The organism is Roseovarius sp. E0-M6 (assembly GCF_037083845.1).
Classification (GTDB): domain Bacteria; phylum Pseudomonadota; class Alphaproteobacteria; order Rhodobacterales; family Rhodobacteraceae; genus Roseovarius.
The window spans coordinates 1,116,098-1,131,953 of the sequence record NZ_JBAPLA010000001.1; the positions used below are offsets into that span (position 1 = coordinate 1,116,098).

The 15,856-nt window shown below is 60.5% G+C and carries 13 protein-coding genes; 7 read left to right on the top strand and 6 right to left on the bottom strand.

Annotation, left to right across the window (positions count from 1 at the left end; translation table 11 throughout):
* Positions 1–28: 28 nt before the first annotated feature.
* Both aroB and V8359_RS05330 read right to left on the bottom strand, forming a co-directional pair.
* Positions 29–1,147, bottom strand: coding sequence for a 3-dehydroquinate synthase (gene aroB, locus V8359_RS05325; RefSeq protein ID WP_336427686.1), 1,119 nt, complete (start codon positions 1,145–1,147; stop codon positions 29–31).
* Positions 1,144–1,725 carry a shikimate kinase gene (locus V8359_RS05330; protein ID WP_442970329.1) on the bottom strand — a complete coding sequence of 194 codons (582 nt, stop codon included), beginning with the start codon at positions 1,723–1,725 and terminating at the stop codon, positions 1,144–1,146. The genes aroB and V8359_RS05330 overlap by 4 nt, the downstream gene beginning before the upstream one ends.
* Before the next feature lie 53 nt (positions 1,726–1,778).
* On the opposite strand from V8359_RS05330, the gene V8359_RS05335 reads away from it, so the two are divergent.
* From V8359_RS05335 to V8359_RS05345, 3 genes are read left to right on the top strand one after another with little or no spacing between them, the layout of a single operon-like run.
* Positions 1,779–1,964 (top strand): hypothetical protein, encoded by a 186-nt coding sequence (locus V8359_RS05335; RefSeq protein WP_336427937.1) that lies wholly within the window; start codon positions 1,779–1,781, stop codon positions 1,962–1,964.
* Positions 1,951–3,477: a hypothetical protein gene (locus tag V8359_RS05340; protein ID WP_336427688.1), complete on the top strand. Its 1,527-nt coding sequence runs from the start codon at positions 1,951–1,953 to the stop codon at positions 3,475–3,477. Before V8359_RS05335 ends, V8359_RS05340 begins: the two co-directional genes overlap by 14 nt.
* A complete protein-coding gene (locus tag V8359_RS05345; RefSeq protein WP_336427689.1) occupies positions 3,474–4,445 on the top strand; it encodes a tyrosine recombinase in 972 nt (323 codons plus the stop codon). The genes V8359_RS05340 and V8359_RS05345 overlap by 4 nt, the downstream gene beginning before the upstream one ends.
* Here V8359_RS05345 and V8359_RS05350 read toward each other — a convergent pair.
* Entirely contained in the window at positions 4,379–5,191 is an 813-nt protein-coding gene (locus tag V8359_RS05350) for a metallophosphoesterase family protein (protein ID WP_336427691.1), read from the bottom strand. The genes V8359_RS05345 and V8359_RS05350 overlap by 67 nt on opposite strands.
* Positions 5,192–5,257: 66 nt before the next feature.
* Here V8359_RS05350 and V8359_RS05355 point away from each other — a divergent pair, with 66 nt between their 5' ends.
* The gene (locus V8359_RS05355; protein WP_336427692.1) at positions 5,258–6,568 is read left to right on the top strand and encodes an HlyC/CorC family transporter; all 1,311 of its coding nucleotides are present in this window, start codon (positions 5,258–5,260) and stop codon (positions 6,566–6,568) included.
* Between the two features lie 59 nt (positions 6,569–6,627).
* Here the strand turns inward: V8359_RS05355 and V8359_RS05360 are convergent, their stop codons facing one another.
* Together V8359_RS05360 and V8359_RS05365 are read right to left on the bottom strand one after the other, a co-directional pair.
* The gene (locus tag V8359_RS05360) at positions 6,628–9,081 is read right to left on the bottom strand and encodes a GcvT family protein (protein ID WP_336427693.1); all 2,454 of its coding nucleotides are present in this window, start codon (positions 9,079–9,081) and stop codon (positions 6,628–6,630) included.
* Positions 9,082–10,150: 1,069 nt separating this feature from the next.
* Positions 10,151–10,660 (bottom strand): helix-turn-helix domain-containing protein, encoded by a 510-nt coding sequence (locus tag V8359_RS05365; RefSeq protein WP_336427694.1) that lies wholly within the window; start codon positions 10,658–10,660, stop codon positions 10,151–10,153.
* Between the two features lie 66 nt (positions 10,661–10,726).
* On the opposite strand from V8359_RS05365, the gene V8359_RS05370 reads away from it, so the two are divergent.
* Positions 10,727–12,472 (top strand): DUF935 domain-containing protein, encoded by a 1,746-nt coding sequence (locus V8359_RS05370; protein ID WP_336427695.1) that lies wholly within the window; start codon positions 10,727–10,729, stop codon positions 12,470–12,472.
* Entirely contained in the window at positions 12,465–13,427 is a 963-nt protein-coding gene (locus V8359_RS05375) for a phage head morphogenesis protein (protein WP_336427696.1), read from the top strand. The genes V8359_RS05370 and V8359_RS05375 overlap by 8 nt, the downstream gene beginning before the upstream one ends.
* Positions 13,428–13,601: 174 nt before the next feature.
* On the opposite strand, the gene V8359_RS05380 is transcribed toward V8359_RS05375, so the two are convergent.
* Positions 13,602–13,814 carry a hypothetical protein gene (locus V8359_RS05380; protein ID WP_336427697.1) on the bottom strand — a complete coding sequence of 71 codons (213 nt, stop codon included), beginning with the start codon at positions 13,812–13,814 and terminating at the stop codon, positions 13,602–13,604.
* Positions 13,815–13,986: 172 nt separating this feature from the next.
* Between V8359_RS05380 and V8359_RS05385 the strand changes: the two genes are divergently transcribed.
* Positions 13,987–15,855 (top strand): hypothetical protein, encoded by a 1,869-nt coding sequence (locus tag V8359_RS05385; protein ID WP_336427698.1) that lies wholly within the window; start codon positions 13,987–13,989, stop codon positions 15,853–15,855.
* Position 15,856 lies beyond the last annotated feature (1 nt).

A 15,856-nucleotide genomic window follows, 5' to 3' on the forward strand; every position in this document is an offset into this window, starting at 1 on the left:
CGTGGGTACCGACGTTCCGTTCGGGACGTTAACCGCGCCTCTCACCAAGCGCGTCGCGCAGCACCTCAAGCACCGTGTCGGGCGGCACATCGCTGGTGACAAACGCCTGTCCAATCCCTCTCACAAGGATAAACCGAAGCTTGCCATCCACGACTTTCTTGTCCTGTCCCATCAGGGCAAGAAGGGCTTCCGCATCAGGAAGTTCTCCCTCAATATCAGCAAGATCAACCTTCATATTCATGTCGCGGAGATGGCCGCGAACCCGGCTTGGCTCTTCTTGGCTACACAGGTCCAGCCGTGCCGAAAGCTCAAAGGCAAGCGCACAGCCGATGGCCACACCCTCGCCATGCAAAAGCCGGTCGGAATAGCCCGTGGCGGCCTCGAGTGCATGACAAAACGTATGCCCCAGATTAAGCAGCGCCCGGTCCCCCTGTTCCGTCTCATCCCGCACCACGATCTCGGCTTTCATCTCGACCGAGCGCCGCACAGCACGGATGCGCGCGGTCATGTCTCCGGCTGCGGATTTCGGGCCATGTGTTTCTAACCACTGGAAAAAATCGGCGTCGCCCAAAAGGCCGTATTTCACCACTTCGCCATATCCCGCCAGGTAATCGCGCGGTGGCAGCGTGCCCAGAACCTCCGTATCGGCGAGCACGAGACTCGGTTGATGAAACGCCCCGATCAGGTTTTTGCCATGGGTCGAGTTGATCCCGGTCTTGCCCCCGACCGAACTGTCCACCTGCGCCAGAAGGCTTGTCGGAACCTGCACAAAGCGCACACCACGCCGCAGGATCGCCGCCGCAAAGCCGACCAGATCCCCGATCACCCCGCCGCCGAAAGCGATCACCATGTCGCGGCGCTCAATCTTTTCGGACAGAAGCCATTCAACGACCCGCTCAAGTTCGCTCCAGCGTTTTGTCGCCTCACCCGGAGGGAGCACAAGGGAAACCATAGAAATTCCAGCCTTTTCAAGGCCATCCCTCAGCGCATTCAGGTGATGACGCGCGACATTTTCGTCGGTGACAACCGCAACCCTTGGCCGGGATAGCAAAGGCGCGATCCGTGCGCCCACATCGGTCAAAAGATCGGGGCCCACGACAACATCATACGCCTGATCGCCAAGAGCGACATGAACGGTTTCGGTCATTGCACTTTCTCCAAAACATCCGGCCGGGTAAGCAACGCCTCGATCACCTGATCCGTCATCGCCTCAATGCTGTAATCCGGGCGGGATTGCACCGCGATTTCGGCCTTCTGATAAAACGGCACCCGCGCTTCATAAATTTCCTTCAGTGTCTGATAAGGATTACTTGTGCGCAGCAAGGGTCTGGTATTCTTATGTTTTACCCTGCTCCACAAAAGGTTCAGATCGGCATTGAGCCACACCGCAACCCCTTTTTGCGAGATGGTTTCGCGATTGCGCTCCGACAAAAAAGCACCGCCCCCGGTGCTCAGAATACCGCGCTGCGTTTCCAGAAGGCGCTCAATCACCTGCGCTTCGCGGGCCCGAAAGAACGCCTCGCCATCACGTTCGAATATCTCGGCGATGGACATCGCGGCGGCCGTTTCGATCTCGGAATCTGAATCGAGAAACGGCACACCGAGCCGCACCGCCAAGGCACGTCCGACAGCGGTTTTACCGGCTCCCATCATTCCGACCAGAACCACGGTTTTCCTGAGATGCCATTCATCCGGCCCCGCCACGCTCGGCACTCCCCCGCCAATCTCCGAATTTTTGCCTTCAATGACGTGATCTTGCAAAAAAGGCCATATATAAAGTGTTCAAAACCACGAACAGGGCGGGCAGAAACACATTGGGACGACTCATTAAATGGCTGATTTATCTAATTATTATCGCATTCATTGCGCTGATCGCCTATGCCTATATCGGCCCCTTCTTCGGTGCTGACTTCACCCCGCCACTCAAAGAGATTCGCCAGGAAATCATACTTGAAGGGAATTAGCGCCCTCTGTCTTGTCGCCGGGCTCGCTTTTCCGGTCGCGGCCCAAGAGCCGCTTTCGGCGATCGAGTGGCTTAGTGAAGAGGCACGCGTCCCCGTCGCCCCGCCCCGTGTCATAGCTCCCGACGAACCCCCGGTGAGCGATGGAATCACACTCCCCGAGATCACCGTCGCGCCGCTTGACGATGTGCGCCGCGACGCGGTGGGCCTGCTGCCCCCCGCCGTCACGGGCCTGCCTCCGACACTCTGGACCGCCGGGCACGAGACCCGGTTTGAGACGCTCTGGAAGCGTGCCACCGATGAACCGCACCCGGCCATTCAGGCGCTGTATTACACACTTCTTCTGGCCGAGGCCGAGCCGCCCGCAGGGGATGACGGCTCATTTCTCAAGACCCGCGTTGAAACCCTGATTGACTTTGGCGCGATCGAACCGGCCTATGCCCTTCTCGAACGTGCCGACCCCGAGACACCTCGGCTCTTTCCTCTTTGGCTTGATCTTTCCCTGCTCAAGGGTGACGAGGGAATAGCCTGCAAAACACTATCCAACCGCCCTGAACTGTTCGATAATTACGCCGCGCGTGTCTATTGTCATGCCCGCGACGGCGATTGGCAGACAGCGGCGCTTCTCTACGAAACGGCCCGCGCTCTGAACCTGCTGGACAAGCGCCAAGATTTCCTCCTCGCTCAGTTTCTCGAACCCGAACTGATTGACGAGGCGGTGGGCCTTGCGCCGCCCTCCAACCCCTCTCCGCTCATGTTCCGTCTTTACGAGGCCGCGGGCACCCCGTTGCCCACGCGCAACCTGCCGCGCGCGTTTGCCACCGCCGATCTGCGCAACACCTCGGGTTGGAAAGCCGAGATCGAGGCGGCCGAACGGCTGGTGCGCACCGGGGCCCTGTCCGAAAACCGGCTTCTGGGGCTTTATACCCACCGCAAGCCCGCCGCGTCAGGCGGCATTTGGGACAGGGTTGCCGCGATTCAGGCATTGGACGATGCTATTACTGCGGGCGACGACGCAGCACTCAGCCGCGCACTTGGTCCCGCGTGGCGACAGATGCGGCGGATCCGGCTCGAAGTGCCCTTCGCCCGGCTATTCGCCGGGGCGCTGGCCGAGCACGACCTTACCGGCCCTGCCGCCACGTTGGCCTGGCGCATCCGTCTTCTCTCCGAGGAGTACGAGGCCGCGGGCGCGAGCCCGCCCGACAGTGCCGAGGCCCGTTTTCTCGGGGCATTGGCCCGGGGCGAGCCGGATGCCGACACCGCACCCTCGCGCCTTGCGCGGCACGTGGCCGAGGCCTTTGGGCAACCCGCACGCGCCGCCATGCGCCACGAGGCATTGCTGCGCGACGCCAAGCTGGGCGAAGCGATCCTGGATGCGGCGACCCGCCTCGATCGGGCCGGCCCCGAGGATTACGACGAAATCACCGGCGCGCTGTCCACCCTACGTGCCGTCGGGCTTGAGGACACGGCGCGCCGTGCCGCGCTTCAGCTTTTGATTCTGGGCCCGAGACAATGAGCGCGCACCCATGGATCGCGCTTTTCCTTGATGCGCAAGCGGCCGAAGCGGGAGCGGCGCATAACACACTTCTGGCCTATGCACGCGACCTGAGAAACTTCTCTCACTGGATTGATTCCAAAAACGAAAATATCGAGACAGCGGATCAAAAGCTGATCGAGGACTATCTCGTCTCCTGTGACGCGGACGGCCTCTCGCGCGCGACCCGCGCGCGCCGCCTTTCGGCCATCAAGCAACTTTACCGCTTTGCTTTCGAAGACCGGCTCCGCGCCGATAATCCCGCGCTTAGAATCAAAGGGCCGGGCCGGGCGAAATCTCTGCCCAAGACGCTCAGCGAGGAGGAGGTTGATCAGCTTCTGCAAGCCGCGCGCGACCTTGGGCGAAGCCCGGCGGACCGACTGCGCAACACCTGCCTGATGGAGCTTCTCTATGCCACGGGAATGCGGGTGAGCGAACTCGTGGCGCTTCCCATCGCGGCGGCGCGGGGCGATCCGCAAATGCTCATGATCCGGGGCAAGGGTGGCAAGGAACGCATGGTCCCCCTTTCCCCCCCGGCGCGCAACGCCCTTACCGACTGGCTCACCAGGCGCGATTCGGACGAAGAAACCGCCCGAAGCAAGGGACACGCGCCCTCGCATTTCCTCTTTCCGTCACGGGGCAAATCCGGTCACCTGACACGGCACCGGTTTTATCTTCTGATCAAGGAACTGGCCGTCGCCGCCGGCGTGTCGCCCGACAAGGTCACGCCGCATACATTGCGTCATGCTTTCGCCACGCATCTTCTGGCCAATGGTGCCGATTTGCGCGCCATCCAGATGCTTCTGGGACACGCGGACGTGGCCACAACCGAAATCTATACCCATGTGCTGGAAGAACGTCTCAAGTCGCTCGTGCTCAGCCATCATCCGCTGGCCGATGACGCCGACCGCCGAAGCGCGGGGGGCAAGACCTCCTCGGATGGCCAATAGCCGGTTTCGAGCGCGCGGTCATACCCTTGGGTCAACCAGGCATCGCGCATCGCGTGGTGATGATCGTAATGCAGTGTCTCGATGCGCGCCTCGCCCTGATCCAGAATGGCAAAACGTGTCGCAGGGTGGCCATCATTGGGCGGCATGCCAATCACCCCGGCATTGATCCAGAGCACATCGGAAACGCGACGAATGAAGTCTATCCCGCTATGCCCTGCGATCACGGCATCGACCGGCCCGGCCGCCGCCGTGATCGCGGCAACCTCGTGGTCGAAGTCCGAGGCCGGACTCATGGGCCAACGGAATCGGGCGATATTTGTCGCGCCCCCATGGATGACGGCGAAACGGCGCCCGCCCTGCCGGAATACGATCATGTCCGGCAAATCCCGCATCCAACACCGATCCGTGGCGTCAATCGCGGCATCCGCATGGGCAAACCATCCGGCCGAAAGCAGATCGCATGTGCTTCCTTCCGCGAATCCAAAGCCGCAATCCGTCGCGCCAGAGGCGAGCTGCCGCTCACAATTACCGGCAATCACCGCGACGCTCAGATCACGCAAGCGCGCCACGCAGGCCGCCGGTTGCGCGCCATAGGCGACCACATCACCGGTACAGATGCGGCGCGCGGGCGGAATACCGCGCCGGTCGGCTTCGGACATCGCGGCGTCGAGCGCTGGCAGATTGGAATAAGGTCCGCCAAAAAGCATCACATGCCCCTCAACCGTGCCCAGATGCATTACTTGCATCGTCGCCCCCTTGATTGCGCGCGCCCATGACCCCATAACCCACCAAAGAAAGGGAAATCCACATCCATGGACGTCGCAAATCTGTCCTTTGACACCGCCTTCTGGGTCACGAGCGGGGCCATTCTGGCGCTGCTGGTCCTGTCGGGCTTCTTTTCGGGTAGCGAAACCGCCCTGACTGCCGCCTCACGCGGCAAACTCAAGGCGCGCGCCGAAAAGGGAGATGGCGGGGCCGAACGCGCGCTTGCCATTACCGATGATAACGAGCGGCTGATCGGCTCGGTTCTTCTGGGCAACAACTTGGTCAACATCCTTGCCGCCTCGCTCGCCACGGCGCTGTTCACCCGGCTATTCGGGGAATCGGGTGTGGCGCTGGCCACACTGGTCATGACCCTGCTTGTCCTGATCTTTGCCGAAGTGCTGCCCAAGACCTATGCGATCACCAATGCCGAGGCCGCGGCGTCACGCGCGGCCCCGATCATCACATGGGTGGTCAAACTCTTCTCGCCCATGGTGTCGGCGGTCAGGCTTCTGGTTCGGGGCATATTGCGGCTTTTCGGAGTAAAGACCGATCCCGACAGTCATATCCTTGCCGTGCGCGAGGAGATTGCCGGTGCACTGTATCTGGGCCAATCCGAAGGCGTCGTCGAAAAGGAAGATCGCGACCGTATCCTCGGCGCTCTCGATCTCGGGGATCGCGCTGTCGAAGAAATCATGCTTCACCGCAGCCAGATCGAGATGATCAATGCCGCCGATGAACCTCAGGCCATCCTTGAGCAATGCCTCAAGTCGAGCCATACCCGCCTGCCGGTCTTCCGCGACGAGCCCGACAACATCATCGGCGTGGTCCACGCCAAGGATCTGCTGCGCGCAATGTACAAGCTGGTTCAGGCCGGCAACGGTACCGGCCAATCGCTGAGTGGTTTCGATGTCTTCAAGGTTGCGAAGAAGCCCTATTTCGTCCCCGAGACGACGACCCTTGATGACCAGATGCGCCAATTCCTGCGCATGCGCAGCCACTTCGCGCTTGTCGTGGATGAATACGGCACCCTTCAGGGGCTTATCACGCTCGAAGATATCCTTGAGGAAATCGTGGGCGAGATCACGGACGAATTCGACAGCGACGAAGAAGGCATGATCCGCCGCACCGAGGGAAATCAGTTCGTGGTGGATGGTGCCATGACGATCCGCGACCTCAATCGCGCGACCGATTGGTCGCTACCCGATGACGAGGCCAACACCGTAGCCGGGCTTGTGATCCACGAGGCCCAGATGATCCCCAAGGAAACTCAGGTCTTCATCTTTCACGGCTTCCGCTTCGAAGTGGTGTCACGCAAGGACAACCGCATCACCCGGCTCAAGATCCGCAAGCTGGAGTAAGGGATTGCTCCGCGCGCACCGGTCAAGGCGCGCGCGCATCAGTCATGCAAAGCACGCTCTCAGGCGCGCAGCTTCTCGCCCTTGGGATCGAAGGGGGGATCTTGCAGGATCACACCCTTGTGGGGCTGGCCCAGGATCATCACCTCGACGCTGTCACCCGGTCCGGCAGTGCCGGACCTGACATATCCAAGCGCAAGGCTCATCCCCACCGTATAGCCGTAGGTTCCCGACGTGACGCGACCGATCCCCTCGCCATCTCTGAAGATTGGCTCGCCTCCGGTGGCGTCCGCGTTCGAAGCGGCGGTGTCGTCCGCGTTCGAAGCGGCGGTGTCGTCCTCGTTCACATGGATCAGCACAAGAGTTTCGCGCGTAGGTTCGGCGAGAACCTTTTCCACCGCTTCCTTGTGCAGAAAGTCCTTGTCCATCTTGCACAGCGCCTCAAGCCCCACTTCGTGCGGGAAATATTCGGGGCTGTATTCGCGCGACCACGAGCCATACCCCTTTTCGACCCGCATAGACATCAGTGCGCGCGCGCCAACGGGGCCCGCGCCAAACTCGCGGCCCGCCTCAAGCAGGGCGTCATAGAGCTTGGACTGATCTTCGGTCCGGCAATGAAGCTCCCAGCCCAGATCGCCGGTAAAGCTCACCCTGAGCGCCAGGCAGGAGACCCCCGAAATGTCGATCATCTTGGACCGCATGAAGGGGAAATCCTCGGTCGAAAGGCTTTCGTTCGTGAGCCTTTGCAGAAGTTCACGCGATTTAGGACCGGCCACGTTGAAGCCGCACATCGCCTCGGTCATGCTTTCGAACGTGGTGCCCTCGGGAAGTGGAACCATGTCGAAGAACCGCTTGTGATACCGTTCGGCCATGCCGGAACTGACCACCCAGAATTCATCCTCGGCCACTCGCGTTACCGTGGCATCGCCCGCGATCCCGCCGCGCACCGATATCAGCGGCGTCAGGCAGGAGCGACCCACGGCCTTGGGCATCCGGTTTGCGAACACGCTGTTGAGCCAGTCTGACGCGCCCGCGCCCTTGACCCGGTATTTCGCAAAGTTTGAAATGTCGATGATGCCCGCCCGCTCGCGTAGCATGCGGCATTCCTCGCCCACCGGCTCCCACCAGTTCTGGCGCGTGAAACCGTTAGTGTCGGTCGCACCCGGAGTCCCGGCAAACCATTGCGGATGTTCCCACCCGTAATTCAGGCCAAAGACCGCGCCCAATTCCTTTTGGGTCTCATAGACAGGGCGCGTGCGCAACGGGCGGCCCGCCGCGCGCTCTTCGTTCGGATAATGGATCGCGAAGCGGTGAGAATAGACATCCTCGACCTTGGCTTTCACGAACTCCTTGTCGTTCGCCCAAAGACCGAAGCGCGCCATGTCCCACGCGAACATGTCGTATTTCATCTCGCCTTCGATCATCCATTGCGCACACATCAGACCCATGCCGGCCGACTGGCTGAAGCCCGGAATGATACCGCCGCAAATGAAGTAGTTCTTGAGTTCCGGCACCGGCCCCAAAATCACGTTGCTGTCAGGAGACCAGATCATCGGCCCGTTGATCACCCGCTTGATCCCCGCCTCGGCGGCCAGCGGCACCCGGTCCATGGCGCGCATCACGTTTTCCATGATCCGGTCCAGATCGTCGGCAAAAAGATCATGCGCGAAATCGAGCGGCGTGCCTTGCTCGGCCCAGAATCGCATGTCGCGTTCATAGGCCCCGATCAAAAGGCCTTTGCCCTCTTGCCGCAGGTAATATTCGCCGTCCCGGTCCGCGACGGAAGGCAGCCGCCGGTCCATGCCATCGATCTCGGAAATGGTCTCGGTCACGAAATACTGATGCTCAGTCGGCTGAAGCGGCACCTCGATCCCGGCAAGTGCCGCCACTTCGCGCCCCCAGAGACCGGCGGCGTTGACCACCCATTCGGCATGAATGTCACCCTTGGGCGTGCGCACGATCCAAGTGCCGTCCGGCTGCTGTTCGGTTCCGGTCACTGGGGTGAACCGGTGGATTTCCGCCCCCCGCTGCCGCGCGCCCATTGCATAGGCGTTGGTCACCCCCGAGGGGTCGACGTTGCCGCCATCGGGCTCCCACATGATACAACGGATACCGTCGAAATTCACCAGCGGGTGAAGCTCTTCGGCCCGTTCACGGGTGATCTCGCTGAAATTCATTCCGTAAAGCTTGGCCTTGGCCGCCTGAAGCTTGAGCTGATGTTCACGTGCCTCGGTCTGCGCAAGATAGAGCGAGCCGGGCTGAAACACGCCACAGGACTGGCCGGTTTCGCTTTCCAGTTCCTTGTAAAGGTTCATGGTGTAGTGCTGCAGTCGGCTGATATTGGCGCTGTCGTGCAGGCCGTGGATATTGGCAGCGGCGTGCCACGTGGACCCCGATGTCAGCTCGTCACGCTCAAGGAGCATGACATCGCTCCAGCCCAGTTTCGTGAGGTGATAGAGAATCGAGCAGCCAATAACGCCGCCCCCGATCACAACTGCCTTTGCATGGGTTTTCATGGGTCTTCCCTGGTTGGTCCATTTGAGGCGCATCCTGCGCACTTGTCATTTTCCCGAGTGCCGGTTCACGACACATCCTGTCGCCCTTGGGCAAGTCTCAAAGAAATCAACCAACCGCGCCAACATCTCAGCGCGAAATCTAATTGGATCAATTTTGGACCATATTTACCCGTTAAGACAAGCCAAACATGAACCAATAACGCCCCCAATTGTCAACCAAAAGAATCCGCTCCGATATTGCGAGCGAATGGCGAAGATAAGGCTCCCGTGTTAGTTGACACTCAGTATTGCAGGGAGCGCGGAAGAGGCGGGGCTATGCTGGAAGAGGCCGAATGGGCCTTATAAACAAGGGTGATGAAGGATTGGTGGCGGGCCTAGCGCGCAAAGGCGAGGTGTTTTGCAGTAAGGCCTGAAACGGGCTGTAGGTGGCCCTGTCGGAAGCAATCCAGGGGCTGACCAGCGTTTCACACTGAAGATACCAAAACCCCTTTTAAATAGCGTTTAAAGGCGTGCTGAACGGCAGAGTAATCCCCTTCAAACCGGGAAAACCGGCCCTCGGAACTGGGACGCGACGCGCCCAGTTACTGCGCGGCGTCCCAGTTAGCGATTACTAAATGGTAAACAATGACTTAGGCGGATTGGACCGAGCTCAACGCAAAAAAGAAGTGGGACGCGATTCAGCAGCGTTCCGTTCATGCTTTCGATCGGCCCAGCGAAGGAAAAGCGAGGCGGCTACAGGCAAAGAAACAGATGGTCTGCATACGCCGCATTGGGCCCGGTTCGAGTTGAAGCGTATTTTGCTGTCTTGCCTTTCGTTGCACAAATCTCGTTGGCTTTCGCAACAATATCGGACCGGTCAGGGTCCGGGATAGTGATTACAGTCGATTGCTGGATGCGAACACTATCGCCATTGAACGCAGAGACGACGGGCGTAGGTTCTGCGCAGCCAAAAAGAAATAGGAGCGGCGGTAGGACGAGATGTTTCAACTCTGGGTCCTTTCTTTGTTCAGATAACTAGCTGTATTATAGTATGCGCCGATGAGATAGCTGTGCAAGGCAGGGAGGCGGCTTATGATCCCGTTGATCCGCTGAGGCGGGTCTTGAGCAGCTGCCGGATATCCGGCAGCAGGGCCTCAAGCTCGTCGCCATCCTCGGGATCCGTCATGCGTGAGAGCAGTTCGTTGTAGAACCAGACGACCTCTTTAAAGTGGGTCTCGCTGGGCAGGTCGAGGCCGAGCGCGGCATAGATCTTGCGGACCTCTTCGCCGCAGATCATCAGCTTGAACTGGTCGAGCGGGGCGGGCCGGGGCGGTGGCGCCGGCGTCTCGGGCGCGACGGGATCGCCCGCGCCATAGAGGATGTAATCGGCGCGCAGGCCGAAGCGCTCCTGCAGCCGGATCAGGAAATTGCGCGACGGTTCGCTGCGACCGGCCTCAATATCCCCAATATATCCGCGACTTACGCCCATCGCATCACTTAGGTCGCGCTGCGTGAGTTCCTGCGACACTCGCCACTCTTTCAGGCTTTGTCCGAAATCTTTCGTGGCCATCACCAAAATCCTGTTGACGGTGACGTACATTTACGTCAAACCATAGGACAAGACGTAAATGTACGTCATTGCCGTGAGCCGATAGGGAAATACCATATGACAGAAAAGGTCAGAACAATCCAGCCGGGACCGGTCTTTTATGATGTGTTCCTCGGCTATCTGCGGGTGATCGGCACCAACCTGAAGGATTGGTGCGTGCCGCATGGGGTGACATCAACCAATGCCAAGAGCGCCGCGACCGGTGGCTGGAACGGGCCCAATCCGGTCCGCCGGCCGGACCTGAAACGCGAAGTCGCCGCACCGACAACGACGGGCGTGCGGTCTCCGCTCGCCGGGACGCCGGCCGACGGGCTCGATCCGCACCGGCTGGCCACGATCCTGCGGCAGGCGGACATGGGCGACCCGCTCCGCTACCTCGAGCTTGCCGAAATCATCGAAGAGCGCGATCCGCACTATCTGGGCGTGCTTGGCACGCGCAAGCGGTCGGTCAGCCAGGTGGACATCACCGTCGAGCCGGGCGGCGAAAGCGCGCACGATCAGAAGCTGGCCACCATGGTGCGTGACTGGCTCAAGCGTGACGAACTGCGGGATGAGGTCTTCGACATCCTCGATGCGCTCGGCAAAGGCTATAGCCATACGGAAATCATCTGGGACACCTCAATGGGCCAGTGGTTCCCTGAGCGCCTTGAGTGGCGCGACCCGCGCTGGTTCCGGTTCGTGCGCCACGATCTGGCCACGCCCACAATGCTCGATGAACACGGGCAGGAAGTGCCTTATCCCGCGTTCAAGTTCGTATTCGCCCGGATGAAGGCCAAATCCGGGCTCGCATTGCGCTCCGGTCTCGCCCGTATCGCTCTCTGGGGCTATCTCTTCAAAAAGTATACCGAGCGCGACTGGGCGATATTCACACAGACCTATGGCCAGCCTATCCGCGTCGGCAAGTATGGCCCGGGCGCCAGCGAGCAGGACCGTGACACTCTCTTTCGGGCCGTGGCCGATATCGGTGGGGATTGTGCCGCGATCATCCCCGAGAGCATGATGCTGGAGTTCGTGGAGGCGAAGAATGTCGGCTCCTCCACGGATCACTATGAGCGCCGCGCCGACTGGCTGGACAAGCAGATATCCAAGTTGGTTCTCGGGCAGACCTCGACCACAGATGCCGAAGTCGGCGGTCTTGGCTCGGGCAAGGAGCACCGCGAGGTCCAGGAGGTCATCGAGACGGCCGATTGCAGCGCGCTTCAGGCGATCCTGAACCGCGATCTGATCCGGCCATGGATCGATCTGGAGTTCGGGCCGCAGACTGCCTATCCCAGTCTCAAGATCGAGCGGGTCGAGGATGAAGACCTTGCTCACTTCGCCGAGGCGATCACCCCCTTTATCGATCGTGGACTGCGCGTGTCGACGCAGTCGATCTATGACAAGTTCGGGCTGCCGAAAGCCAAGAACAGCGACGAAGTCCTTCGCCCGGAGGGTCAGCAACCGGCCTCGCCGGTCGAGACCCCCCGTGAGAGCGGATTTAAATACCCTTTGAATACCCACGAGCCCGACGCAGGGGCCGACACCGCCATTCATGCGGAAAGGGCCTCAGTGGGCCGCTCAGCGCCTCTTGATCCAGCGGTGGACCGGCTGGCGCAAGAGGCTGCACCGGAGATGGAGGCGATGCTCGGGCGGATCGAGGCCATGCTCGAAGCCGCAGGATCGCTCGAGGAGTTCCGGGAGATGCTGATCTCGGGCTTCCCGGATCTCGACACGAACGGGCTGGCGCGGATCATGGCGGACGCGATGATGGGCGCTTATGCCGGCGGGCGCGCTGCGGTGGTCGACGAGGACATCGATGGCTGATATCGCGGCCACGTTCCGGCAACCCTTCAAGGAGCAGGTCGCGGCGTTTCGCCTGCGTCTGGGAAACCTTGTCCCGACGTCCCGCTGGGACGACCTCTGGCAGTCGCAGCACGATCGCGCCTTCATGATCGCAGGGGCCACAAAGGCCGACCTCCTGTCGGATCTCGCAGGCGCCGTCGATCGCGCGATCTCCGAGGGCACGGGGCTCGAGGCGTTCCGGAAAGACTTCCGCGCGATCGTCGAGAAACACGGCTGGCACGGCTGGACCGGCGAAGGCACCGAAAAGGGCGAAGCGTGGCGCACCCGCGTGATCTACCGCACCAACATGCGGACCTCCTACATGGCCGGCCGGCACGCGCAGCTCGTCGAGGGCGGGTTCAAGTTCTGGGTCTATCGCCATGGCGGCTCGCTCGAGCCCAGACTCCATCATCTCGCCTGGGACGGCCTCATCCTTCCGGCAGATCACCCGTTCTGGCAGACGCATTTTCCGCCCAACGGCTGGGGCTGCAGCTGCCGGGTGTTCGGCGCACGCACGATCGAGGGCGCGAAACGCAAGGGCGGCGACGGTGCAGGTGGTGGTGGTCTTCTGGGATCGCTTTTCGGCGGGCTCTTCGCCACGGGCGGCATGATCTACGGTGCGGGTAGCGGCACATCGGACAAGGTTCTGATCGGCGCATCGTCGGGTGAATTCATGGTGAACGCCGAGAGCACCAAGAAGAACCGCGCCCTGCTCGAACGCATCAACGGTGGCGAGGTGATCCGCGGCTTTGCCCAGGGTGGCGCGATTGATGGCTCCTACCTGCGCCCCCCGGCTAGCGCCCCGCAGCGCTCTGAGAATGGCTTTACCGCTCATATCGACCTGCGCGGCAACCGCGTCCACCAAAGCGACGGAGGCGTCTCAGTCAGCATCTTCTGCATCTACAGCTGCGAATACGGCAACGACCAAAGCTGGTGAGGCTTCGACCAGTGCCACGAATGCAGCAACCTCGGAGAGCAATGCGGAAGGTTTTAAAAATCAGGCCGCAACAAGTGCGACACTCAGCGCAGATTCTGCAACGGACGCTGATAACAGTGCTGGTGCCGCTGCATCCAGTGCCTCATTAGCGTCCACCAAAGCGGATGAAGCCAGTCAGAGCGCGACCACTGCGACAACCCAAGCGAATACGGCAACGACCAAGGCTGGTGCAGCTTCGACCAGCGCGACACAGGCCGCCGCAAGCGAGACGAATGCAGCCGGATCGGCTTCCAGCGCGGCTTCAAGTGCCTCGAACGCAGCGACCTCCGAAACCAATGCGGGGAATAGCGCAAGCGCCGCCGCTTCCAGCGCTTCGACCGCCTCCACCAAAGCGACCGAGGCGTCTCAGAGCGCGGCCACCGCGACCACCCAGGCCAGCACGGCAACGACCAAGGCTGGTGAGGCGTCGACCAGTGCGTCTCAGGCCGCAAGCTCTGCAACGGATGCCGACGGTTTTGCCACAGCAGCGGCGTCTTCAGCCACCAACATCACGGCCCTCTTGGATGACGCAAAAGCTGTGAACGGTGTCTTTGATTTCAGTGATGATGGGGCGCGGTGGAGCACAAGTGCTTCCGGCACAGATGTGATAACAGCTACAACTGGCTATGCGCTTGCGAGTGGAGATGATTTCAAAGGCGGTAAGGCTTTAGAGATTACAGATTCCAGGGCTGGTTTTTATGGAACCAAAATTCCCGTGTCTCGGGATCGCATTTACCGCGTGAAAGCTCGGGTCAAGAATAACAGCTTCTCCGGTGTCACGCGTATCTTCCTTGGGGTTGCTACCTTCGACGGCAATGGGGATCTTGAAACAGCCTTGCCTGGGTCGCATAGATATTGCACCGCGATCAACACTGCCGTCCCAAATGATGGAGAGTGGCACGAATTTGAAGGGGTCATCACCGGGGGCGGAAACTCCACGCATAACGAGTTTAGACCAACGACCGCTTTTGCGGCACCGATGTTCATCGCAAACTATGCTCTTCCGGGGCAAAAGACCTACATCGACTATCTGTCGATCGAGGACATCACCGAAGCCAAAGCCGAAGCCGATCGTGTCGAACAGGTGGCCGTGGATGGGGACACCGCGCTGGCAGGCGATATCAGCAGTCTCACGACCCGTATGGGCACGGCGGAGGCGGATATCGCGGCGGAGGAAACCGCACGTGTCACACAGGACACCGCGCTCGCGAATAGCATCACGACGCTCTCTGCCGACCTCGATGACACCAATGCTACCGTAACGCAGCAGGCCACTGCGATTACCGATTTGGAGGGCTATGCAGCGGCTCGCTACGGCATCGAGGTGAGCGCAGGTGGTGCGTCGGCAGGTGTTAGCCTTGTTGCTATCGACGGGACGGGCAGCGCGATCCACGTCCGTGCTCAGGACATCCTCCTTGATGGGTCTGTCAAGGTTCCTCAACTCTCCATCGAAGAGGGCCTGATCCTAGATGAGATCAATGCAGGCTTCTCGCTGGGTAAATCATCAGCAGCCGATACTGCCGATGGCATTTATCTAGGTCGGACGCCGGACAACTCAGGTGGCGTCGGCTTCGGCTTTTACGTCGGACGCGATGTCGCGGGCATGGAGCAATCCATAAAGATCACCAAGGACACCGGTCTCACGATAAGAAACGCGGATTTCCGCATCGGGGCGGTCACCAAGTCCGTCCACGAATACACAGGCCTTGATACTACCCACACACTGACGCTCGATGCCGGAACCGAGACGATCAACCTGCAAATCCAACAGGCAGGGGGTGTGCCACAAGAGGACGGTGAAGATACCGTGGTCGTGCTAAAGGACGGAGCCACCACGATCCAGACATGGACCGCGACTGGGAATGATACTGGTTTAACGGCGGTAATGACCCCCTACGGAAACGCCGGATATGGTCAACTCGCTGGGGGAGCAGACAGTGGTCAGGATTTCGGCCCCTCTGGAGCATATCTTGAAATATCCGAATACGACGTATCTGGACTGACCTCCCCCTCACTGGAGATAACGATTGGCGACGGAGGTGATTTCGGAACCGGTGGCGGCGGTTTCCCCGGTACGCAAGGCGCTTGCACCGTCACCCAAGAGGGCACCGGCGATCAGCTTGCTTCACCTGTCTCAGTCGAGCCCTCGGTCACCGGCTCCTTTACGATGTCTTCGTCAGGAGGGTCTTTCCCATCTCTCACGCCTGACACCGGACTATGGGTGGTAACCGAACTGTATCCCGGTGCTTCCATCACAACCGGTGAAGGGAAAACGCTGACCACGAAGAGCCAATGGACCGCGCTGACATTCATTTCCCGGGGGACGCCGACTTACACGTCTCCTGCCAATACCGCCGTAAACTATCTCTTCTACCCGATGTCTGGATGAT

Bases quoted from the DNA above. Each gene is read 5' to 3' on its own strand.
- aroB (WP_336427686.1), bottom strand. From the start codon at position 1,147: ATGACCGAAACCGTTCATGTCGCTCTTGGCGATCAGGCGTATGATGTT.
- V8359_RS05365 (WP_336427694.1), bottom strand. From the start codon at position 10,660: ATGTACGTCACCGTCAACAGGATTTTGGTGATGGCCACGAAAGATTTC.
- V8359_RS05355 (WP_336427692.1), top strand. From the start codon at position 5,258: ATGGACGTCGCAAATCTGTCCTTTGACACCGCCTTCTGGGTCACGAGC.
- V8359_RS05360 (WP_336427693.1), bottom strand. From the start codon at position 9,081: ATGAAAACCCATGCAAAGGCAGTTGTGATCGGGGGCGGCGTTATTGGC.
- V8359_RS05370 (WP_336427695.1), top strand. From the start codon at position 10,727: ATGACAGAAAAGGTCAGAACAATCCAGCCGGGACCGGTCTTTTATGAT.
- V8359_RS05375 (WP_336427696.1), top strand. From the start codon at position 12,465: ATGGCTGATATCGCGGCCACGTTCCGGCAACCCTTCAAGGAGCAGGTC.
- V8359_RS05345 (WP_336427689.1), top strand. From the start codon at position 3,474: ATGAGCGCGCACCCATGGATCGCGCTTTTCCTTGATGCGCAAGCGGCC.
- V8359_RS05350 (WP_336427691.1), bottom strand. From the start codon at position 5,191: ATGCAAGTAATGCATCTGGGCACGGTTGAGGGGCATGTGATGCTTTTT.